Here is a 21,988-nt window from a genome sequence, read left to right on the forward strand (position 1 = left end):
GGCCAAGGAGAGGCCACTACCGATGGCGTGGATGGCCAGTGAACCTGACTCGATAACCCCGAGGGTAGCATTGGCGAGGGAAAGAACACGCTTAGCATGCATGTCCTGTCCAAATATATCGTCGATGTGGTTGAGGATTAGTTCGTGGTTAAACATGGGGATAGTCTGTTGGGTATTAGCTGGTCAAGGATGGCGATCATACCTCAGAAGCCGCGCCACGCCTCGCTCATATGAGGGGATGGTTAAGGGTACAGACCAATCTGGGAGGGGTGCCTGATTTTTCCATGGCTGGCTATGCAGGAAGAAAGTTGGAGCTCGGTATTTTACCTGTGAGTCATTATGGTGGAATTGGCACACCGGTTGTCAAGCAGATAGAGGGGTATATCTATAATCCTCTCCTGCCTCCAGTTATTTCTCAATTTATCCGCCCGACGCCGACGGGAAAACGAACGATTAGTGCATTTCCATACCAATTGGATCGCGCAGGTGGGGCCGATGGCGATAAATCAACATATGAGTTTTATCTTGGTAACACCTTGGTTAAACAGGGCAAGACTATCAACGGGACTGTGCCCGAACAGATTTTACCGAATAATGTCTACGGTCGTCCTAGTTTTAAGATAATGCCAGTCAATGGTGCGGGTGTTGCCGGTCAAGTATTTAATACCGGCGGGTTTCCAGATGTTCTGTTTGTAGACCCAAACAATAAGCCCACAGTGTCCAATGTGGCCATATCAGCCCCAGGTGGCACCGTGGTTGGCCAGGTGGTTACTGGTTCATATACTTATTATGATGCAGTATATCCACTAGGTGCCAACACCAGGTTTGCATGGCGTGAATATAGAGCGGATAGCAATAGTGATAAAATAAACTATATTAATACATACGGTGGCCGCATTATATATAATGACTCATCTGTTTACATTGCTATCCCTCCTTACACTATCCCTGCGAGTTTGTATGGCAAGAGGCTGGAGTTGTTGGTTCGGGCTGGTAATAGCGAAGGCCAATTTTCAGATTCTGTAGGCAGTGCTGTAACGCAGGCAGTAACAGGTACTGCGCCTGTAATATCTAACCCGAGCGCCAAACCAACGGTTAGTATCACAAGTGGGTTATCTTCCGATATCAAATATCAGCGCAATAATAGTGATTATCTTTACTATACTTTTAAGGCCAATGGCGGTAATGTCATCGATATGTCAGTTGCTAAGTTCTATTTAAAGACGCCTGATGTGCAAACTTGGACCCTGTCTGCCCAAAAAGTATTGACTGATGGGCTGATTCCTTTACCGTGCGTCTTAAGCAAGGAGCTAAAGATAGAGGTTATTCCAACCAATGGTTCCGGGGTCACAGGACCAACTACCACAGTGACCACCAAAGAACTTGGCTTGGGACCTAGCGGGCTCGGTTATTGCTATGATACCATTAGTTTTAGCTCCAACCAGTTTTCTTCACCTCAGTTCCAGGCTTCGGAGAAAGGCCTGTACGTCGGCTCTTCGATATCGGCTAGATATAGTGCTAAGTATGGGCTGGGGATGAAGGATGCGACGAAATACAGCTGGAATGGCGAGCCATTTAAACCTGTTGTTACGCCGGGCATTGTTCCTGATTATACAATAAAGGACGCAGATGTTGGGAAGGTCATCCAATTAAGACTTGCCTATACTGAGATTGATTCCACTGGAAAATACACTTCATCTCGCACAGTAAACTATACAACAGATGGCTTTTTATCTGGGATAGTAATTGAGAGGTAGTTTATGCATTGCGAGCAACTTGCGCTACGGCATAAAACCTGAGCCTTGGTGTGAGAGGGGGGGAGCGGGTTGGCGCAACGCGCCAACCCGCATTAACAGGGTTAACGGCGTGATAATATCTATAGCTGATAATCGGTCGTGTATGGCACTCTTGAGTAGAGCCGAGAGTGCCTGCTGACTGCGCGGCTTTTTTTCACCTCCCCATTTATCGGCAGCCTGATAAATAACCAAGGTTGGCAACAAAAGTAATGGGATGGTAATTTTATGAGTCATGATGACGAATACACAGTCGTATATGGTGATATTGTTGCCCTTTACGTCTTTTATTGGCCACTTCATCAGAATCTGCCTGAATGTGCTCAGTGTACTACGGGCAGTACTATTATATCGGAAATGACAAGAACCCTGAGAGCGGTGGTGAGTATTAACCGCGAGGGGCAAGGCTGTCGGGTCTCTTCTGATACCCATGCGCTTTTGGTTGAGGTGATCACGTCGCTGGCGGTGATCAAGGCCCTGCTCACGCAGTGCAGACAGTTGATGTGGATAACACCTGGTTCGCTGGCGGTTCTCACAACACACATATCAAAAATCACCCACTGTGTAACCGGCTGGCAGCAGCGCTTGATTGAGCAAAATGTCATTCCTTTATCTGAATTGCCCAGACTTCCCTCGGCACGTCACAGCCTAAATATAGCTGTAGGCCCAGATAACTCGATCTAATTGAGAGGGGGATATTTGATAATGGGATAATGTGTGCAAAACGCAGAAGGTCTGTCAGGTGCACCTGCAACAGGCCACCAGACAAGCAAGGCGAATGACCTGGAAAGACGCCGTATCAGCGTTGTTGCCCGTCAGATGGCAAAGCCGTTTCCCTGCATTATTAAGATAAGTGAAAGAAAAGCAAAAAAAGAAAGCAGCCCGGCAAGGCCGCTTTCGTTTTATTCAACCTGCAAATGGCCAGCCACAAACTCAGCCCAGGCATCCATCATGGGTCGACGCTGGTCCAGCAAGTCTGTGCGGTGATAAGCCGCTTCGACTTTGTTCTGGATCAGATGTGCGAGCGCTCGCTCAGCCAAGTCCCTGGGGTAGCCCTGCTCGCTGCACCAGTCTCGGAACGTGGAGCGAAAGCCATGAGCAGTAGCTAGTCGTCCGGGCGTCGTACTCTGGGCCTCTACCCTTCTGAGTAAGGTAGTCAGCGCCATATCGGTGAGTGGTACCTGTTTACGTGGCGACGGGAAAACCCATTCATCATGCAGCCCCCGCACCTTTTGTAAGACCTTCATCGCTTGAAGAGATAACGGGACTCGGTGCACGACTTGCGTCTTCATCCTGTCAGCCGGAATGGTCCATATTGCAGCGTCCATATCGAGTTCTTCCCAGCGCATTTTCCGAGCCTCGCCAGAGCGGCATGCCGTGAAAATAACGAATGAGAGCAGGGCTCGGCTTGTGTCGAAATGCGCAGCATTCGCCAAATGCTTGTGATAGAACGCAGGTAGTATCCGCCAATCCATCGCAGGTTGGTGCTGAGTGCGGATAGCTTTACTGGGCTGTAGTGGTAGCAGTTTATCCACGACATCGACAGGGTTCGCTTGGCAGAAGCCATGAGCCCATGCCCAGGCCATCACAGCATGAAGTCGCTGCTTCACACGGGTGGCGGTTTCCGGTATTGCCAGCCAGATAGGCTGCAAGACGCTGGCGATATGCGCCGGGGTGATGCCGTTGATAGGTTGCCGGCCGATGAGAGGGAAGGCGTATTGCTCTAGTGTGGAGATCCATTGCTTCCCATGCTTTGGGTTACGCCAGCCTGGTAACAACTGCTCGTGCACTTGACGAGCGGCGATCTCCACAGTGGGGATTGCAGGCTTACTGGCTTCTTCTTTCTTTACTTCCAGGGGGTCGAGCCCCTTGGCCAGTTGTTCACGCATCAGGCGTGCCAGGTTACCCGCATCTGCAATCGAGATATCAGGGTAGATACCGAGACCAGCGTTACGGCGCTTGCCAGTCACAGGGCTGACATAGCGTAATACCCATTTCCCGCGACCTTTCGTGGTTGAGGGGTGCAGAATGAGCCCGGTGATCCCCCCATGTGGTATCGGCTTATCGTCGGGTTTGATGCTACGCGCTTTTGCATCAGATAGTAGTGCCATAACAGATCCTTGATAAAAGAATGGTATGCCATCCAGTATGCCACTGTTCGCTAGCTATGATTAGGTGGCATTGGACGGTAATGAACTTGGTGTTATTGTAACTTTTTGATTATGTTTGGTTATGTGGGTTTTGTTGGGTGGGGTTGGACTGATTTATAGCGGTCGTCCGCTCCGCCACTAATTTGAAGGCCTTCCCGATTGGGAAGGCCTTTTTGCTATGGGCGTTTTGACCCACTGACCCCGATGGTTGCACACCAGAACCAACACAAAGCCCAGTCTCACGACCGGGCTTTTGTATTTTTAGCGTGTTAAATAGCCAACGTTTGGTTTTTACCTGCCGAGAGAGTGCCAGATAGCCGGTTATTTCCACCATTTTCGGGCTATATCCGAGCCTTGTTGGCTTCATTCGAAGTCACTTGAGCGAGTCTCGAGGCGGCCAAATCAGGCTTGTGCCGCTTGCCTATTACAGGGCAGCTCCATATTGACCACCCCCTCTTCCATTTGCACGTCGATCTTGAAGCCAAGCCGTTTGGCGAGGTTGACCATGCCGCGATTGCTGGGCATGGTCATGCCGGATAGCTGGCCAATCCCTTGCTCTTTGGCGTAGCGGATGATCTTCTCCATCATCAATTTGCCGAGACCCACCCCTTTCAAGTCCGATCGCACCAGAATGGCAAACTCGGCATCGCTCAGGTCCGGGGTCGAGATAGCGCGTACCACGCCGAGGATTTGATCCTGCAGCTCGCCATCTTGCCCCACCGCTACGAAGGCCATCTCCCGGTCGTAATCGATCTGGGTCATGCGAGCCAGCTCTTCATGGCCCAGCTCGCCTACATCGGCGAAGAAGCGTTTGTACCTGTCTTCATCGGAGACCTGCAGCACGAACTGCTTGTGAGCAGGTTCATCTTCCGGCCGGATTGGGCGCAGCAGGATATGGCGCTGATCTTTAAGCCAGGCTCCCTCCTCCAGTTCGGTAGGATAGGGGCGGATCGCCAGTCGGTTGCTGGTCGGGATGGCGTGGTCAGCCAGTGTGAGGCTGGCATCCAGCACCACCATCTCTGCACCGCATGCTTGCAGCGGGTGCAGGTCCAGCTCCTGAATCTCAGGAAAGGCGAGCAATAGCTCGGAGAGCTGGCAGAGCACTTGACCGAGGGCATCGATATCCAGTCGTTCCGGTGTGGCCTGCTCACGGATCTTGCGGCTCTTGAGGGCTCCTATGATCTGGTAACGAGCCAGTGCCTGATTGAGCGGTGGCAAGGCTGCCACCATCTCCTGCGGTTCGGCGCCCGACTCACCCAGCAGAATGACGGGGCCAAAGATGGCGTCTTGCTGGATCCGCACCCGCAGCTCCAGGCCGCCGCTGCGGCGAGCCATGCGTTGCACTAGCAAGCCTTCGATGCGGGCGCCCGGATCATGCTGTTTGACCCTGTCCAGAATGGCATCTGCAGCTTGTGCCACTTCGGCCGAGGTGCGCAGATTGAGTACCACTCCGTGTACGGCAGACTTGTGCAGGATATCGGGCGAGCGCAGTTTTACCGCCACCGGATAGCCGATCTGCTCGGCGGTCAGGGTCGCCTCGATGGCGTCGGTGACGATCCAGGTTGACAGGGTCGAGAGGCCGGCAGCCTGCAAAATTGGATGCACCAGATGGGTATCCAGCCTCAATTGTTTGCGCTCCCGCGCCTGACGGATAAGTTGCTGGCACAGCTCGACATTGAGCTGGTTGCCGTGCAGTGACGCCGGGGTTTCCATCAACTGCTTCTGGTTGCGGCGGTATTCCACCATGTGCATGAAGGCGGCCATGGCGCTTTCCGGCGTGCGGTAGGTCGGGAAACCCGCCTCGGTAAAGAGTTTTCGCCCCTCCTGCGCCGAGTATTCGCCCGCCCAGTTGGTGAGGATATTGAAACGGCGCGCTCTGGGATGCTGTTTCAGATGGGCGATTAGATGGCTGGCCAGCGGCGCGCTCGGTGCCGTGAGCGAGGGGGCGTGGATGATCAGGATGGCGTCGATGCCATTTTCCTGCAACACGCTGTCCAGCGCTTCCTGATAGGTGGTGATGGTGGCATCGCTGCCGATATCGAGCGGTGGGCGAGCCAGCTTGCCGCCCCGCTCCAGCAGCACATCCACTGCCATATTGGCCAGCCCGCGACCGTTGGAGATGATGGCGAGCCGCTCCCCCTTGAGGGTCATGGAGTGGCTGAGGGTTTCGACCGCGGCAAACAGTTCGTGGGTATCCCGCACCCGCAGCATACCGGCACGGCGGATGGCGGCATCATAGACATTGTCAAGGCCATGGGCCGGATCGTGGCGCCCGCTTTTCAGCACCAGGATCGGCTTGTTGCGCGAGGCTGCCCGCGCTGCCGAGAGAAAGTGGCGGGCGTCGTGCAACTTGTCCATATAGATCAAAATGGCGCGGGTGACGCTGTCGCGGGAGAGCTGATCCAGCAGCTGGCCGAAGTCGATATCGCAGTGATCACCAAGGGAGATGAAGGCGGAGAAGCCCAGTTCATGCTGCTTGGCCCAATCCAGAATGGTGGTGCTGACGGCGGCGGATTGCGAGAGAAAGGCGACCTGTCCCGGCTTGGCGGCAATAGGGGAAAAGCTGGCGTTGATCCCCTGGCCGGGCAGCAGCATCCCCATGCTGTTGGGGCCGAGCAGGCGAATGCCATATTGTTGGCAGACCCGTTTCAGCTCCAGCCGCTCCTCGGGGGAAAAGTCGGCGGCCAGTATGATGGCAGCTCCCGCGCCCTTTTGGCCGAGCGCTTCCAGCAACGGCAGGACCCGCTCCCGTCTGGTGCAGATGATGGCGAGATCCGGGGTCAGCGGCAGGCTGGCGATATCGGGATAGGCCAGCACGCCGGCGATGGCCTTGTTACGTGGGGTGACGGGGAGGATGGGCCCTTTGAACTGGCCCGCCAGCAGGTGGCGCACGATCACATGACCCGCCTTGAGCGGGTCGGTCGAGGCTCCGATCACGGCGATTGAGTGGGGTTTGAACAGCCGATCCAGACCGCTTGCTTTCATGGGCACTCCCGACAAAAGGGGGAAGATACCAGTCTAATACGCCTTTGCTGCGGGTTCTGTGACCGGATCCTGATCACCGTTTTTTCAGGGCATTCGCACGCAGATAAAAGCGCAGTTCGCCCTGCACCCGGCGAATGGCTCCTAGGTGGCGTTCCTGCAGATAGATATCCTGCTCCCGATCGAGCGCTGTACTGGGCACGCCCATGCTCTGCAGATACTCGTCAAACAGGGTTGAACCCTTGATCTCTACCAGATGCTGTTTCATGGCTCTCCTCCCTGCGCCTTGGTGTTTGTTGATGAACGCCCAGTCTGCGATGACTTGTCGGGTTTGCCTATTGTCACTTTTGACATGAGATTTGACACGAGAGCGCTCACACATCTTTCAGAGAGGGCGCCGTTGAGGCGCTGGCTGGCGTTATAGTATGGCGAGGAGCACGAGGCACGGATGGTGCACAGGATGATCAGAGTTTGGTGGTGGTGCATGGCACTGTGGACGGTTGGCGTATCGGCAACCGAGCAGCCTATCCGCGCCTGGAATCTGCTGCTGGATCATCCCAACCCCGCCGTCGTCCAGTTGCTGCGCCTCTCCCTCGATCTCACCGTGCCCGAATATGGCCCCTATCAGCTGGTATCCAGCCCGCAGATGGAGCAGGGGCGGGCGGTGAAGGAGCTGCGCAGCGGTGAGCTGGTTCAGGTCGGTGTCTTTGCCCCGGATGGGGAGCGAGAGCGGGAGTTGCTGGCAATCCACATTCCGCTGGCCAAGGGGCTGCTGGGGTGGCGGGTGTGTCTGGTTCGGCAGGGGGATGAGGGACGTTTTGCCGCGATCGGATCGTTGGCGGACTGGCATCGCGCCGGACTCTCCATCGGTCAGCACAGATCCTGGCCAGACACCCAGTTGCTGCGGGCCAACGGCCTCAAGGTGACGGTGGGCAATCTTTATGAGGCGCTCTTCAACATGTTGCGCAAGAAGCGCTTTGACTGCTTCCTGCGTTCGGTCATCGAGATCGAGGATGAGCTCAGGCAACATCCGGATCTCGCCATCGAGTCCCGTCTGGTGTTTCGTTATCCGCTGGCTCTGCTGTTTTTCGTCTCGCCCAACTATCCGGAGCTGGCGCAGCGCATCGAGCTTGGCCTGCTGCGGGCGCGGCAATCCGGCGCTTTTGACCGGGTCTTTGAAGAGGGATTTGGCAGCACCATTCGGCGACTGAAACTGGATGAACGGGTGCGCCTCGAGCTGCACAACCCCGACTTGCCGCTGCCCAGCCGCATCATGATGGCCGATCCGGCCCTTATCTATAAACCGGTGTCAGCGCAGTGAGCCCTGATTCTGCGCGGTATCCCAGAAGGCGCGGATCAGCGGTTCTTCCAGCCGCTTCTTGAGCACCCCGATCCCCACATCAAATGGCTTGAAGGCTGGCTTGAGGTCGATGATCCGCACCTTGTCGCCGAGCGGGCTATGGTCGATTACCGCCGCTGGTACCAATCCTACGCCACAACCAAGTGCCACCATGGCGACGATCCCCTCGTTACCCGCCACTTCGGCATAGATGTTGGGGGCGATCCCCTTGTTGCGAAACCACTGATCGCTGCGTTTGCGGGCCAGCCCCTGCTCGGAGAGGATGACAGGCAGCTGCTCCCAGTTCGGCTCGCCCTGACGGAACCACTGGTTCAGCTGCGGGGCATTGCGCGGCGCGATAAAGACCAGCGGCACCAGTTGCAGGCTGGCGAACTCCAGTTTGGCGGGCAGGGCATCGGGACGGGCGGCGATGGCGAGATCGGCTTCATCGGCCAGGATCTTGTCCACCGCCAGCGCCGGGTCGCCGGTCTCCAGCTTGATCTCCAGCTGGGGGTAGCGGCGGCGAAAGCGCTCCAGTACCTCGGGCAGCAGAAAGTAACTGGCGGTGACCGAGCAGAAGACCCGGAGCCGCCCCTGCAGCGGTTCATCGCTGCGTTTGAGCTCCTGCTTGAGCTGACGCCACTCCTGCAACAGGCCGCCGCCGAATTCGCGCAGCTTCTCGCCGGCGGGGGTGAGCCGAACCGAGCGGTTGTCCCGCTCGAACAGGATGCAGCCGGTCTCCTGCTCCAGCCGCTGGATGGCGCGGCTCAGGGTGGAGGGGCTGACAGCCATGGCATCGGCACTCTTGCCGAAATGAAGGGAGTCGGCGAGGTGGAGAAACAGCTCGAGATTGCGAAGGTCCATCTTTCAGCTCCTGGCGCGGCTTGTGTGCCCGATACCCAGCGGTTGGCGGCTTGTTTCTGCCATCTCGCGGTACATTCAGCAGGCAATTATGAAGAGTGAGTCTTTCAGTTATTGCAACGTACTGTTTCGAATATATCAGTTCAGGCAATAAGTGTCCCGCGCTATAGTGGTTCAGACAACGCCGCTATCCGGCATGGAATCAATCGAACGGAGCAATCACCATGGCTAACTATTTCAACACCTTGAACCTGCGTCAGCAGTTGGCCCAGCTGGGCAAGTGTCGTTTCATGCAGCGCGAAGAGTTCGCGGACGGCTGCAACGTGCTGAAGGGCAAGAAGGTGGTGATTGTGGGCTGTGGTGCCCAGGGTCTGAACCAGGGTCTGAACATGCGTGACTCCGGGCTGGATATCTCCTACGCCCTGCGCAAGGCCGCCATCACCGAGAAGCGTGCCTCATGGCAGAAAGCCACCGACAACGGCTTCGCGGTCGGCACCTATGAAGAGCTGATCCCGACCGCTGATCTGGTGCTGAACCTGACTCCGGACAAACAGCACTCCGACGTAGTGAAAACCGTGATGCCGCTGATGAAGCAGGGCGCCGCGCTGGGCTACTCCCACGGCTTTAACGTGGTGGAAGAGGGTCAGCAGATCCGCTCCGACATCACAGTTGTGATGGTGGCGCCCAAGTGCCCGGGTACCGAAGTGCGTGAAGAGTACAAGCGTGGCTTTGGTGTACCGACCCTGATCGCCGTTCACCCGGAGAACGATCCCAAGGGCGAAGGCATGGCCATCGCCAAGGCGTGGGCCTCTGCCACCGGCGGCGACCGTGCCGGGGTGCTGGAATCCTCCTTCGTGGCGGAAGTAAAATCCGACCTGATGGGCGAGCAGACCATCCTCTGCGGCATGCTGCAGGCCGGTTCCCTGCTCTGCTACGACAAGCTGGTTGCCGAAGGCACAGACCCGGCCTACGCCGGCAAGCTGATCCAGTTCGGCTGGGAGACCATCACCGAAGCCCTGAAACAGGGTGGCATCAGCCTGATGATGGACCGCCTGTCCAACCCGGCCAAGTTGCGCGCCTTCGAGCTCTCCGAGCAGCTCAAGACCCTGATGCGCCCGCTGTTCGAGAAGCACATGGACGACATCATTGCCGGTGAGTTCTCCCGCGGCATGATGGCCGACTGGGCCGAAGATGACGTCAAACTGTTCACCTGGCGCGAAGAGACCGGCAAATCAGCCTTCGAAAATGCGCCGGCGTTTGCAGGCAAGATTGCCGAGCAGGAGTACTTCGACAATGGCGTGGTGATGGTGGCCATGGTCAAGGCGGGTGTCGAGCTGGCGTTTGAGACCATGGTGGCTTCCGGTATCTACGAGGAGTCTGCCTACTACGAATCCCTGCACGAGTTGCCGCTGATCGCCAACACCGTTGCCCGCAAGCGTCTGTACGAGATGAACGTGGTCATCTCCGACACCGCCGAATACGGTAACTACCTGTTCGCCAACGCCGCCGTGCCGTTGCTGCGCGAGCACTTCATGCCGACCCTGAAAGCGGGCGATCTGGGTGCCAGCAAGGCGGAAGGGCAGAGCGTCGACAACCTGACGCTGCTGGCTGCAAATGAGGCGACCCGCAACCACCCGATCGAAAAAATCGGCCAGGTACTGCGTGGTTATATGAAAGACATGAAACGCATCGCCGTTGGCGGTTAAGCCCGCATCGGGCTGGATGATGAAGGGGCGGGGATGACGATCCCCGTCGCCGGTCGGACTGGACACCCGACCGGCCCGCCAGAAAACCCAGCCCGACAGCCATAAATAAAAAAGCCCCGCTCATCGAGCGGGGCTTTTGCATTCAGAAAGGCCCGATAAATCAGGCTTTCCACGCTTTCCAGGTGTTGATCAGACCGTTGGTGGAGCAGTCGTGGCTGGTGACAGCCTCGTTGTTGCCCAGCTCCGGCAGGATCTTGTTGGCCAGCTGTTTGCCCAGCTCCACGCCCCACTGGTCGAAGCTGAAGATGTTCCAGATTGCGCCCTGTACGAAGATCTTGTGCTCGTACATGGCGATCAGGGCACCCAGGGTTTTTGGGGTCAGGCTCTTGAACAGGATGGAATTGGTCGGGCGGTTGCCTTCGAACACCTTGAACGGCACCAGATCCTTGACCTGCTCCAGGGTTTTGCCAGCCGCCAGGAACTCGGCTTCAACCTCTTCCTTGCTCTTGCCGAAGGCCAGCGCCTCGGTCTGGGCGAAGAAGTTGGCCAGCAGTTTCGGATGGTGGTCACCGATCGGGTTGTGGCTGATGGCCGGCGCCAGGAAGTCGCAGGGGATCAGCTTGGTGCCTTGATGGATCAGCTGGTAGAAGGCGTGCTGGCCGTTGGTGCCCGGCTCACCCCAGATGATGGGGCCAGTCTGGTAGTCAACCGGCTTGCCGTTGCGATCCACGTACTTGCCGTTGGACTCCATGTTGCCCTGCTGGAAGTAGGCAGGGAAGCGGTGCATGTACTGATCGTACGGCAGGATGGCTTCGGACTCGGCACCGTAGAAGTTGTTGTACCACAGGCCAATCAGGGCCAGCAGCACAGGTACGTTCTGCTCATAGGAGGCAGTGGCGAAGTGCATGTCCATCTCGAAGGCGCCTTGCAGCAGGGCTTCGAAGTTCTCGAAACCGACAGACAGGGCGATGGGCATGCCGATGGCAGACCAGGAGGAGTAGCGGCCGCCAACCCAGTCCCAGAACTCGAACATGTTGTTGGTGTCGATGCCGAACTCGGCCACGGCCTTGCCGTTGGTGGAGAGCGCGGCGAAGTGCTTGGCAACGTGGGCCTTGTCACCGGCGATGTTGATGAACCAGTCGCGGGCGGTCAGGGCGTTGGTCATGGTCTCCTGGGTAGTGAAGGTCTTGGAGGCCACCAGGAACAGGGTGGTTTCCGGATCGATCTTCTTCAGGGTCTCGGCGATGTGGGTGCCATCGACGTTGGAGACGAAGTGCATCTGCAGATGGTTTTTGTAGGGGCGCAGTGCCTCGGTGATCATTACCGGGCCGAGATCGGAGCCACCGATACCGATGTTGACCACATGCTGGATCGCTTTGCCGGTGTAGCCTTTCCACTCGCCGGAGATGATCTTCTCGCAGAAGCCTTTCATCTTGGCCAGTACGGCGTTCACTTCCGGCATCACGTCCTTGCCGTCGCACTCGATGGGGCGGTCGGAGCGGTTGCGCAGGGCCACGTGCAGTACGGAGCGGCCTTCGGTCATGTTGATCTTGTCGCCATTGAACATGGCATCGATCGCGCTGCGAAGATCGGTCTCTTTGGCCAGATCAACCAGCAACTTGAGGGTTTCTTCGGTGATCAGGTTCTTCGAGTAATCAACCAGGATGTCGCCGCCGAAGGTGAGGGAAAACTTGTCAAAGCGCTTCGGGTCCTGCGCGAACAGATCCTTGAGTCGGGTCTCTTTGTTTGCTGCAAAGTGGGCTTCCAGTGCCTGCCAGGCCTGGGTTTGGGTTGGATTGATATTTTTCATAGGATTCCTGAAATGCCAAGTTGTGTTTGAACCTTGCAGGCAAGGTCCCGCCAAACCTTATTATCCGAGCATTATAGCGAGCCGATCGGGCGGCCCGTGTAACAGATTTTTACCGATTGTCTTTTACCGCAATGGGTCACTGTCGGGAGCATACAACCAGAACATTGGGATTATGTGTCACGAAAGCAAGGCGGATCTTGCGCTTGCTCATGATTGGGGCCACCCCGATAGCCTGAAATTGTTTTCATCCGGTTGGCGTGGTTATGCATCGACATGGCCATGGGCTGGGGCCAGAAACGACAATGCCAGCCCGAAGGCTGGCATTGTCTGTTGCAGCAGAACCGCGATCACGCCTGCGGTTTTTGCATGTGCATCACCATCTGCGGGAAGGGGATCTCGATGCCTTCAGCATCAAAGGTCAGTTTTACCTTCTCATGGAAGTCGAACCAGACACCCCAGTAGTCAGCGGTTTTCACCCAGGGGCGCACCACGATATTGACCGAGGAGTCGGCCAGCGCGGCAACGGCGATGGTGACTGCCGGATCTTTGAGGATGCGCGGCTCTTCGCTCACCAGACGCTCGAGGATCTGTTTGGCCTTGCGCAGGTCAGAGCCGTAGCCGATGCCAAAGGTCATATCGACGCGGCGGGTATCCATGCGCGAGTAGTTGACGATGGTGCCGTTGAGGATGGCGGAGTTCGGGACTACCACCATCTTGTTGTCACCGGAGGTGAGGGTAGTGGTAAAGAGCTGAACGGACTGCACCACACCCGCGGTGCCTGCCACTTCGATAAACTCGCCCGCCTTGATGGGGCGGAAGATAATCAGCAGGAAGCCGGCAGCGAAGTTGGAGAGCGAGCCTTGCAGCGCCAGACCGATGGCCAGACCGGCGGCACCGATAATGGCGACGAAGGAGGCGGTCTGCACCCCGACACGGCCCAGCGCGGCGATCACTACGAACACCAGAATGGCGTATTTGAGGATGCTGCCGACGAAGTGGGTGACTGTGGTGTCCAGCTTGCGGGCCTGCATCACCTTGACCACGCCACCGCTGATGAGGTTGGCGGCGATATAGCCGACCAGCAGGGTCAGCAGGGCGGCGGCGATATTGACGCCGTATTCGATCAGCAGTCCCTGATTATTGACCAGCCAGGTCTGCGCTTCGGTAATGATTTCGGGTTCCATAGGATGTCCTGTCAGGTTCTAAAAGGTTTATGGTGGATAAATCTAACACCGCAGCGCGACAGTACGGGTCGCATCTGGTACTTCTTTTCTGCCATAAAAACCTGACACAAAAAAGAAGGGAGGCCAAAGCCTCCCTTCTTTTTGCTGAATGATGCGAAAAAACCATCAGCTCTGCAGCAGCTGGCTGCGGATAAATTGCCACTGATCTTCAAAACCGGCGGTCGGCTTGAGCTTGAACTCGGAGCGCACGAACTGGCTGATGCGGCCTTCGGTGTAGGCCAGCAGCAGATTGGCCAGCATGGTCTCGTCGAGCTGGAAGCCTTGCCCCTCGCGCAGCCGCTTCTCGCGCAGCACCTGCTTGATCTGGGTCTCCAGCTTGTCAAACAGGATGCTGATGCGATCCCGCAGCCGATCGTGCTCACCCAGCAGGGCGTCGCCGTTGAGGATACGGGTGATGCCGGGATTGCGCTCGGCGAACACCAGCAGCAGCTGCAGGATATGGTGACAGCGCGCCATGGTGTCCTTCTCTTCCGCCATGATCAGATTGACCCGTGACAGCAGGGAATCCTCGATAAAGTCGATCAGCCCCTCGAACATCCGCGCCTTGCTGGGAAAATGTCGATAGAGGGCTGCTTCAGAGACGCCGACCTCGGCCGCCAGACGGGCCGTGGTGATACGCTGACCCGGACTGGTTTCCAGCATATGGGCGAGCGCCTGCAGGATCTGATCGCGCCGACTCTGTTTCTGATTACTGCTTGCCATGGATTCCCCTAAAAAAAACAATGGCTTGATTCTGTTATTAGGCACCGCCCATCGGGCTGGTGTGGTCTGTTATTGGCGACCAGAAGAACCAAAACCGCCTTCACCCCGTTCGCTCTGATTGAACTCATCGACCAGTTGGAAGCTGGCCTGAACTACCGGCATGATCACCAGCTGGGCGATGCGCTCGCCGGGTTGCATGGTGAACTCATCCTTGCCGCGGTTCCAGACCGAAACCATCAGCTGACCCTGATAATCGGAATCGATCAGACCGACCAGGTTGCCCAGCACGATGCCGTGCTTATGGCCGAGGCCGGAGCGGGGCAGGATGGTGGCACACAGACCCGGATCCTGGATGTGAATGGCCAGACCGGTCGGCACCAGGGTGGTATCACCCGGAGCCAGAGTCAGCGGCGCATCCAGCAGTGCGCGCAGATCCATGCCGGCAGAGCCGGGAGTGGCGTAGGCGGGCAGTGGGTACTCGGTACCGATACGGGCATCCAGAATCTTCAGTTCAATTTGTGTAGTCATGAATCGCTTTTTCAGTTGGATCTTGTATTGGCGTCCCTCTTGGCAGGCGGGGCGCCGTGAGTCTTGTTCTTTCGGGACGCTCAGTGCCGGTAGTGGCGTGCAATCAGGGCGATCAGGTGACGGGCCAGCGTCAGCTTGTCGGCCAGCGGCAGCGGGGCCTGGCCCCCTTGCCAGAACACGGTCAGGGCGTTGTCATCGGCGTTGAAGCCTTGCCCCTCGCGGGACACATCGTTGGCGGCGATCATGTCCAGCCGCTTACGCTGCAACTTGTCGAGGGCGTATTGTTCCACATCCACGGTTTCGGCGGCAAATCCGACGGTGAAGGGTTTGTCTGAAAGGGCGCCGACGGCCGCGATGATGTCGGGGTTTTTCACCAGCTTCACCACCATCTGGTCGTTGTCGCCGGTTTTCTTGATCTTCTGGCTGGCGACCTGCTCGGGGCGATAGTCGGCCACCGCCGCGCAGCCGATGAAGAGGTCGCACTCGCCGACCCGGCTCATCACCGCCTGATGCATCTGCTCCGCGCTCTCCACATCGACACGGGTCACGCCAGCAGGCGTAGCTAGCGTCACCGGACCGCTCACCAGCGTCACTTCGGCGCCCGCTTCACGGGCAGCTCGGGCGATGGCGTAGCCCATCTTGCCGGAGCTGTGGTTGCTGATGTAGCGCACCGGATCCAGCGCCTCGCGGGTTGGCCCTGCGGTGAGCAACAGCTTGACGCCTGCCAGCAAGGGCTCGGCGGCCAGCTGCTGACAGCAGCGATCCACCAGTTCGAGGGGATCCAGCATCCGCCCAGGGCCCACATCGCCACAAGCCTGGCTGCCGGCATCCGGCCCCCACAGCAGAATGCCGCGGCTGGCCAGGGTCTTGAGGTTGGCCTGGGTGGCGGCGTTGAGATACATCTGCTGGTTCATGGCAGGTGCCAGCGCGATGGGCGCCGGAGTGGCCAGACAGAGGGTGGTCAGCAGTTCGTCGGCCATGCCAGCAGCCATCCGCGCCATCAGGTTGGCGCTGGCGGGGGCAATCAGTACCAGATCGGCCCACTTGGCCAGCTCGATATGACCCATGCCTGCCTCGGCAGAGGGATCCAGCAGGCTGTAGGCCACCGGATGACCGGAGACCGCCTGCAGGGTCAGCGGGGTGATGAACTCCTTGGCTGAGCGGGTCATTACCACCCGCACTTCGGCGCCCTGATCTTTCAGGCGGCGTACCAGCTCGGCACTCTTGTAGGCGGCGATCCCGCCACTGACACCCAACAGGATGCGTTTATCGGCCAATCTCATCTGCTGTTTCTCTATCCGGCTCATTCTGACTGGTCGGCTAAGATACCACAGGCAATGGATGACGACAGGGGTTGGCATCAAGGGGTGTGGTCGGGCGCGCGCAATTTTTTGCTATGTTTTTCCTCAACAGGGATGAGGGAGAGACAAATGAGCATCAAAGAGTGGCCGGAAGATGAACGCCCCAGAGAGAAGTTGCTGCGTCAGGGGCCCATGGCGCTCTCCGATGCCGAGCTGCTCGCCATCTTTCTGCGCACCGGCGTCAATGGCCTGAGTGCAGTGGATCTTTCACGTAATCTATTGAATCAATTCGGCTCTTTACGCAGTTTGCTGGGGGCGGATCAACGGGCATTCTGCGAGGCGCACGGCCTTGGCCCGGCCAAATATGCCCAGTTGCAGGCGGTGCTGGAGATGGCCAGACGCCATCTGGCCGAGCAGCTGCAACGGGGTGATGCCCTCACCTCGCCCCAGCTGACCCGCGACTATCTGCAGGCCCAGCTGCGGGATCGGCCGCGTGAGGTGTTTGCCCTGCTGTTGCTCGACAATCAGCACAGAGTCATTCAATTTGTTGAGCTTTTTTTCGGCACCATCGACTCGGCGAGCGTCTGGCCAAGAGAAATCGTGCAGATCGCGCTCAAACATAATGCAGCCGCGGTGATTCTGGCGCATAATCACCCGTCCGGCGTCGCCGAGCCCAGCAGGGCCGACCGCCAGATCACGGATCGGATCACGGCCGCTTTGGCCCTGATCGATATCAGAGTGCTGGATCACTTGGTGATCGGTGATGGCATCACGGTTTCTTTTGCCGAGCGCGGTTGGCTATAACTGTGCTCTGGCACCGTATTAGTTGATCTTTGATCACGGATGCTGTATAAAATGCCGCCTTCTGTTTGCCCCGCAATCGAAGGCCAGCGGGGCAGATATTTGCTCGAGCAATGAAGTAAGATTTGGAGAGACTGACATGTCTAGAGTATGCCAAGTAACCGGCAAGCGCCCGGCAGTTGGTAACAACCGTTCGCACGCTAACAACGCCACCAAGCGTCGTTTCCTGCCGAACCTGCACACTCACCGTTTCTGGGTTGAGAGTGAAAAACGCTTCGTAAGCCTGCGCGTATCCGCAAAAGGCATGCGTATCATCGACAAGCGTGGCGTTGAAGTGGTTCTGGCTGAACTGCGCGCCAGCGGTGTTAAGGTATAAGGAATTAGATCATGGCTAAAGGTATTCGCGAGAAAATTCGCCTGAACTCCAGCGCCGGTACTGGTCACTTCTATACCACTACCAAAAACAAGCGCACCATGCCCGAAAAAATGGAGATCAAAAAGTTTGATCCCGTTGTTCGTCAGCATGTGATCTACAAGGAAGGCAAAATCAAGTAATTACTTGATGCTGCATTCCCAAAAACCCGGCTTCGTGCCGGGTTTTTTTATGCGCCGAATTCAGTACACTGCCGGTTCAAAGGGAGGCTTGCCATGTTCAAATTGAGCCGCAAAGGCTGGAATAACGTGATCATTGTGGTGGTGCTGATCGTGATCACCCTGTTGCATCGTATGGAGACTGCCCAGCAGGAGAACAGCGCCAAGCGGGCTCGCCCCTTGTTGCCGGATGCGTCCGTGGTGCTCACCTGGCAGGGGCCGAGCTGGCAGATTGAGCGGATCGGTCAGGGCTGGCGCAGCATGCCGGATCTGGGGCTCGACACTGCTCAGCTGGATGCCCGTCTGGCGCGCTGGCAGAGCTGGTTGCTGCCCCCCGGCGAGGTGGTGCGCGGTACCCCGGTGACCATCAAGGTGTGGATTGCCGGCCAGAGCGATCCGGTCGAGATCGGCCTCTATCAGAACAGCGGCCAATATGGCGCTCAGCTGCCCTCCGGTCTCTGGCTCGCCCTCACTGCCGAGCAGTATCGCGATCTGCTGCGTCCTGCTCCCTGAGTTTCTTTTCCTTGCGAGGTGCCCATGCCCGAATTGCCAGAAGTTGAAGTCAGTCGCCAGGGGATCTCCCCTTGGCTCACCGGTATCAAGGTGACGCGTGTAGTGGTGCGGGATGGCCGCCTGCGCTGGCCGATCCCCGGTGAGATTCAGGAGCTGGTGGACCTCACCATCCATCGGGTGCGTCGCCGTGCCAAATACCTGCTGCTGGAGACCGATTTCGGCACCGCCATCCTTCATCTGGGGATGTCCGGCAGCCTGCGCGTACTGGATATCGGCACTCCGGCCGAGAAGCACGACCACGTGGATATCGAGCTGGAGAATGGCAAGCTGCTGCGGCTCAACGATCCGCGCCGCTTCGGCGCCCTGTTGTGGACCCGGGAACCGGCCGAAGCCCACGCGCTGCTCGCCAAGCTGGGGCCAGAGCCGCTCACCGATGCCTTCAGTGCTGATTACCTGCGTGAGCGCGCCAAGGGGCGCAGCACCGCCATCAAACAGTTCCTGATGGACAATCAGGTGGTGGTCGGGGTGGGCAACATCTACGCCAACGAGGCGCTCTATGCTGCCGGCATTCACCCCAAACGGGCGGCGGGCAATATCAGTGCCGAGCGGCTGGGAACCCTGGTGGCCGAGATCAAGCGGGTGTTGGCCGAGGCGATTCGCCAGGGCGGCACCACTCTCAAGGATTTCACCAGTGCCGATGGCAAGCCGGGCTATTTCGTGCAGCAGTTGCAGGTTTATGGCCGTGGCGGTCAGCCCTGTTTCCACTGTCATACCCTGCTGACCGAGACAAGAATGGGCCAGCGCACCACGGTTTTTTGCAGTCATTGCCAGCACTGAGCGCACTTTTTGCCCCGATCCGGGGGAAGTTGTAACAGCGTATTTCCACTCTGTTGAAGATTTGCACAGCTGTCACTAGTATCCCGACCGTTCAGGCGGTTTGAGAATATAAAAATGACAGTTAAATCAATAGACTGGGAATATTTATCCCGGCAGGAGCGCTATTGCGCAAAATCCATGGCCCGCTTCCTCTACCCTGAGGGATGTGACCGGAAAACCTTCAATCGTGGCAAGTTCGTGCTGCGCAGCCTGCTCTATCGCAAGTCGCTGAGCCGGGTCTTCAGCCTGTTTCAGTGCGACTCGCTCAAGGCACTGCCAGCGGTCTATCCCGAGCTGCTCGACAAGCCGATGCGACCCTATCGCTTCGCCTGTGCCAGCGCCCGTGAGCGGGCCGAGATGCTGGAAAATCACTATCGGTTGCTGCTGGAGTGCTACCCGCAGCTGATAGACCCCCTCTATCTGGGCGAGGGGATCGCGCTGGGACACTATCCCCAGAGCGGCTGCCGCATTCTGCTGCGCCACGATGGCACCTTCCGCCGCGAGGCCGAGCTGGCGCTCTCCATCGTCAACGGGGAGGGGCAGCGCCTCTACAGCTGCGCCTTTTCGCTGGCGGGCAGCGTGGATCGTTTGATTCTGATGATCGGTTCCATGCAGGGGCCGGAGCCTGCGGTCGACAATGCTCAGGATCGGGTGCGCGAGCTGACCAAAGAGGGACACGGCCTGCGGCCCAAATCTCTGCTGGTGCAGCTGGTGCTGCAACTGGCGCAGAGCATGGCGGCGGCGGAGGTGCTGGCGGTGCGCAAGCGGGCCCACGTGTTTCAGGCCAAGCGCTACAGCAGCAAGCAGAAAGCCAATTTGCAGGCCGATTATGACGAGCTGTGGCAGGAGTTCGACGCCCGGGATGTGGATGCCAACTTCGTCGCCCTGCAAGCCCAGCCGCGCAAGCCGCTGGAGGAGATCGCCGCCAAGAAGCGGGCCATGTATCGGCGCCGCTACGAGTGGCTCGATCTGCTGGTGCAGGAGATGAATGAGCGGTTTGCCCGTCAGTAACCGGCAAGCAGGCTGGCCTCTCCATGCGAGAGAGAAACAACAAGGGCTACCCGCGGGTAGCCCTTGTTGTTTCTGCCATCAGGGGAGGAATTAGCGCTGTTGCTGTTTGGCTGCGATGGCCTGGGCCACCACGGGATCGACAAACTGGCGGATGTCGCCACCGTGCAGCGCCACCTCTTTCACCAGAGTGGAGGAGATAAAGGAGTTCTCCTCCGCCGGGGTGAGGAAGACGCTTTCCAGCTCCGGCATCAGGCGGCGGTTCATATTGGCCAGCTGGAACTCGTACTCGAAGTCGGAGACGGCGCGCAGGCCGCGGATCAGCACGTTGGCCTGATGCTCTTTGGCGAAATCGACCAGCAGGCCGGAGAAGCCCACCACCTTGACGTTGGGAAGCTGGCTGGTCACTTGCTGGACAAGCTGGACACGTTCTGCCAGATCGAACAGAGGTCGCTTGCTCGGGCTGTTGGCGACACCGACCACCACCTCGTCAAACAGCTTGGCGGCGCGGCCGATGAGATCGGCGTGGCCATTGGTAACGGGATCAAACGTCCCGGGATAGATCACCCTGGTAGTCATCTTTGTGGTCCTGCAACCTGGAAATTTGGTCGCATTATAAGGTCGTCGCTTGAGAATAGCAGTGCATCAGGCAAGAATACGCCATCGCGCATCAAGCCTCCTTGCATTGGTGACAGGGAGCAAAGGGATTTTTTATGAAACGTATTCTGGTCGTTCGCAATGACAAGATTGGTGACTTCATGCTGGCGTGGCCTAGCTTCGCCATGCTCAAAGGCTCCATGGAGTGTCATGTGACTGCCCTGGTTCCGGCCTACACGGCGCCGCTGGCCCGGCTCTGCCCCTGGATTGACGAGGTGATCATCGATCCGGGCGTGCGGGCCGACAAGGAGCAACAGCGAGCGCTGCTGGCGCGGATCAAGGCGGCGGCGTTCGACGCGTCCATCTGCCTCTTCTCCAACTCCCGCAACGCCATGCTGGTGTGGAAGGCGCACATCCCTTACCGGCTGGCACCGGCGACCAAGCTGGCGCAGGTGCTCTACAACCAGCGACTGGTACAGCGCCGCTCCCGCTCCCAAAAGCCGGAGTCCGAGTACAACCTGGAGCTGATCCGCCGCTTCCTGGCCGATCAGCAGGTGGCCGTGGTGGAGCCCAAGACCCCCTTCCTGCAGTTCGATGAGGAGACTCTGCGGCAGGTGCGCGAACAGCTGGCACTCAAGCTCAAGCTCGATGCCAGCCGCCCCTGGTTGATGGTGCATGCCGGTAGCGGCGGTTCGGCCAACAACCTCTCCATCGAGCAGTATGCCCGTATCATCATCAAGCTCAATCAGGCCTGCCCCGAGCTGCAGTGTGTGCTGACCGCAGGCCCGGGCGAGGAGAAGATGGCCGAACAGCTGGCGGCCGAGCTGCTGGCCCACGGCGGCAACGGCTGGATCTACCGCTCCAGCGATGGTCTGCCGATGTTCTGTCAGGTGCTGGCCAACGCAGCCCTGTTCGTTGCAGGCAGTACTGGCCCGCTCCATATCGCCGGCGCGCTCGATGTGCCGACCATCGGTTTCTTCCCGATGCGCCGCTCCGCCACTCCGCTGCGCTGGAAGCCCCTCAACAGCGAAGGGCGCCACCTTGCCTTCAGCCCGCCGGAGGATAGCGACCATCCTGAGGATATGAGCCAGCTAGATCCCAAGACCATGGTGCCGGTGATGGCCCGCTGGGCGGCGCCCTTCTGGCGCAAGTAACGTATGCAGCAATGCAAACAGGGCCCCGCGGG

The 21,988-nt window shown here is 58.2% G+C and carries 21 protein-coding genes and 1 pseudogene; 11 read left to right on the forward strand and 11 right to left on the reverse strand.

Going from position 1 to position 21,988, the window contains the following annotated elements; genetic code table 11:
- Positions 1 to 156: pseudogene (locus AB5Z09_RS06785) on the reverse strand (IS4 family transposase); the annotation flags it as partial.
- A 128-nt stretch (positions 157 to 284) separates the two neighbouring features.
- Here AB5Z09_RS06785 and AB5Z09_RS06790 point away from each other — a divergent pair.
- Both AB5Z09_RS06790 and AB5Z09_RS06795 read left to right on the forward strand, forming a co-directional pair.
- A complete protein-coding gene (locus tag AB5Z09_RS06790) occupies positions 285 to 1,757 on the forward strand; it encodes a hypothetical protein (RefSeq protein WP_368194923.1) in 1,473 nt (490 codons plus the stop codon).
- Between the two features lie 264 nt (positions 1,758 to 2,021).
- Positions 2,022 to 2,477, forward strand: coding sequence for a hypothetical protein (locus AB5Z09_RS06795; RefSeq protein ID WP_368194925.1), 456 nt, complete (start codon positions 2,022 to 2,024; stop codon positions 2,475 to 2,477).
- A 218-nt stretch (positions 2,478 to 2,695) separates the two neighbouring features.
- Here AB5Z09_RS06795 and AB5Z09_RS06800 read toward each other — a convergent pair whose 3' ends face one another.
- The 3 genes from AB5Z09_RS06800 to AB5Z09_RS06810 form a co-directional block, all read right to left on the reverse strand.
- Positions 2,696 to 3,904: a tyrosine-type recombinase/integrase gene (locus tag AB5Z09_RS06800; RefSeq protein ID WP_368194926.1), complete on the reverse strand. Its 1,209-nt coding sequence runs from the start codon at positions 3,902 to 3,904 to the stop codon at positions 2,696 to 2,698.
- Between the two features lie 441 nt (positions 3,905 to 4,345).
- A complete protein-coding gene (locus AB5Z09_RS06805) occupies positions 4,346 to 6,928 on the reverse strand; it encodes a GNAT family N-acetyltransferase (protein ID WP_368194927.1) in 2,583 nt (860 codons plus the stop codon).
- A gap of 73 nt (positions 6,929 to 7,001) precedes the next feature.
- Positions 7,002 to 7,193 (reverse strand): hypothetical protein, encoded by a 192-nt coding sequence (locus AB5Z09_RS06810; protein WP_150390070.1) that lies wholly within the window; start codon positions 7,191 to 7,193, stop codon positions 7,002 to 7,004.
- A gap of 192 nt (positions 7,194 to 7,385) precedes the next feature.
- On the opposite strand from AB5Z09_RS06810, the gene AB5Z09_RS06815 reads away from it, so the two are divergent.
- On the forward strand, positions 7,386 to 8,246 hold the full coding sequence (locus AB5Z09_RS06815) for a hypothetical protein (RefSeq protein ID WP_236303324.1): 861 nt from the start codon (positions 7,386 to 7,388) through the stop codon (positions 8,244 to 8,246).
- On the opposite strand, the gene ilvY is transcribed toward AB5Z09_RS06815, so the two are convergent.
- Positions 8,235 to 9,128, reverse strand: a complete 894-nt coding sequence (gene ilvY / locus AB5Z09_RS06820) for an HTH-type transcriptional activator IlvY (RefSeq protein WP_042054778.1) — start codon at positions 9,126 to 9,128, stop codon at positions 8,235 to 8,237. The genes AB5Z09_RS06815 and ilvY overlap by 12 nt on opposite strands.
- 221 nt (positions 9,129 to 9,349) lie before the next feature.
- Between ilvY and ilvC the strand changes: the two genes are divergently transcribed.
- Positions 9,350 to 10,831 carry a ketol-acid reductoisomerase gene (gene ilvC / locus AB5Z09_RS06825; protein ID WP_139440740.1) on the forward strand — a complete coding sequence of 494 codons (1,482 nt, stop codon included), beginning with the start codon at positions 9,350 to 9,352 and terminating at the stop codon, positions 10,829 to 10,831.
- A 160-nt stretch (positions 10,832 to 10,991) separates the two neighbouring features.
- On the opposite strand, the gene pgi is transcribed toward ilvC, so the two are convergent.
- From pgi to coaBC, 5 genes are all read right to left on the reverse strand, one after another.
- Complete coding sequence (gene pgi / locus AB5Z09_RS06830; protein WP_005339491.1) at positions 10,992 to 12,641, reverse strand: glucose-6-phosphate isomerase; 1,650 nt, start codon at positions 12,639 to 12,641, stop codon at positions 10,992 to 10,994.
- A 347-nt stretch (positions 12,642 to 12,988) separates the two neighbouring features.
- Positions 12,989 to 13,825: a mechanosensitive ion channel domain-containing protein gene (locus tag AB5Z09_RS06835; RefSeq protein WP_111901325.1), complete on the reverse strand. Its 837-nt coding sequence runs from the start codon at positions 13,823 to 13,825 to the stop codon at positions 12,989 to 12,991.
- A gap of 165 nt (positions 13,826 to 13,990) precedes the next feature.
- On the reverse strand, positions 13,991 to 14,587 hold the full coding sequence (gene slmA / locus AB5Z09_RS06840; protein WP_005339495.1) for a nucleoid occlusion factor SlmA: 597 nt from the start codon (positions 14,585 to 14,587) through the stop codon (positions 13,991 to 13,993).
- A gap of 69 nt (positions 14,588 to 14,656) precedes the next feature.
- On the reverse strand, positions 14,657 to 15,115 hold the full coding sequence (dut, locus tag AB5Z09_RS06845; protein WP_005339498.1) for a dUTP diphosphatase: 459 nt from the start codon (positions 15,113 to 15,115) through the stop codon (positions 14,657 to 14,659).
- 80 nt (positions 15,116 to 15,195) lie between these two features.
- The gene (coaBC, locus tag AB5Z09_RS06850) at positions 15,196 to 16,398 is read right to left on the reverse strand and encodes a bifunctional phosphopantothenoylcysteine decarboxylase/phosphopantothenate--cysteine ligase CoaBC (protein ID WP_005357385.1); all 1,203 of its coding nucleotides are present in this window, start codon (positions 16,396 to 16,398) and stop codon (positions 15,196 to 15,198) included.
- Between the two features lie 147 nt (positions 16,399 to 16,545).
- On the opposite strand from coaBC, the gene radC reads away from it, so the two are divergent.
- From radC to AB5Z09_RS06880, 6 genes are all read left to right on the forward strand, one after another.
- Positions 16,546 to 17,220 (forward strand): DNA repair protein RadC, encoded by a 675-nt coding sequence (gene radC / locus AB5Z09_RS06855; protein WP_040069417.1) that lies wholly within the window; start codon positions 16,546 to 16,548, stop codon positions 17,218 to 17,220.
- Positions 17,221 to 17,356: 136 nt separating this feature from the next.
- The gene (gene rpmB / locus AB5Z09_RS06860; RefSeq protein WP_005307492.1) at positions 17,357 to 17,593 is read left to right on the forward strand and encodes a 50S ribosomal protein L28; all 237 of its coding nucleotides are present in this window, start codon (positions 17,357 to 17,359) and stop codon (positions 17,591 to 17,593) included.
- 11 nt (positions 17,594 to 17,604) lie between these two features.
- Positions 17,605 to 17,772 carry a 50S ribosomal protein L33 gene (gene rpmG / locus AB5Z09_RS06865; RefSeq protein WP_005307500.1) on the forward strand — a complete coding sequence of 56 codons (168 nt, stop codon included), beginning with the start codon at positions 17,605 to 17,607 and terminating at the stop codon, positions 17,770 to 17,772.
- A 93-nt stretch (positions 17,773 to 17,865) separates the two neighbouring features.
- Positions 17,866 to 18,321 (forward strand): hypothetical protein, encoded by a 456-nt coding sequence (locus tag AB5Z09_RS06870; protein WP_139438964.1) that lies wholly within the window; start codon positions 17,866 to 17,868, stop codon positions 18,319 to 18,321.
- Positions 18,322 to 18,345: 24 nt separating this feature from the next.
- Positions 18,346 to 19,158 carry a bifunctional DNA-formamidopyrimidine glycosylase/DNA-(apurinic or apyrimidinic site) lyase gene (gene mutM, locus AB5Z09_RS06875; protein WP_368194928.1) on the forward strand — a complete coding sequence of 271 codons (813 nt, stop codon included), beginning with the start codon at positions 18,346 to 18,348 and terminating at the stop codon, positions 19,156 to 19,158.
- Positions 19,159 to 19,272: 114 nt separating this feature from the next.
- Complete coding sequence (locus AB5Z09_RS06880; RefSeq protein WP_368194929.1) at positions 19,273 to 20,208, forward strand: VirK/YbjX family protein; 936 nt, start codon at positions 19,273 to 19,275, stop codon at positions 20,206 to 20,208.
- 90 nt (positions 20,209 to 20,298) lie between these two features.
- Here AB5Z09_RS06880 and coaD read toward each other — a convergent pair whose 3' ends face one another.
- Positions 20,299 to 20,784 carry a pantetheine-phosphate adenylyltransferase gene (coaD, locus tag AB5Z09_RS06885; protein WP_019446530.1) on the reverse strand — a complete coding sequence of 162 codons (486 nt, stop codon included), beginning with the start codon at positions 20,782 to 20,784 and terminating at the stop codon, positions 20,299 to 20,301.
- Between the two features lie 134 nt (positions 20,785 to 20,918).
- Between coaD and AB5Z09_RS06890 the strand changes: the two genes are divergently transcribed.
- The gene (locus AB5Z09_RS06890) at positions 20,919 to 21,956 is read left to right on the forward strand and encodes a glycosyltransferase family 9 protein (protein ID WP_075115948.1); all 1,038 of its coding nucleotides are present in this window, start codon (positions 20,919 to 20,921) and stop codon (positions 21,954 to 21,956) included.
- Positions 21,957 to 21,988 lie beyond the last annotated feature (32 nt).

It is taken from the genome of Aeromonas sp. R2-2, from assembly GCF_040908355.1.
Lineage (GTDB): Bacteria > Pseudomonadota > Gammaproteobacteria > Enterobacterales > Aeromonadaceae > Aeromonas > Aeromonas veronii.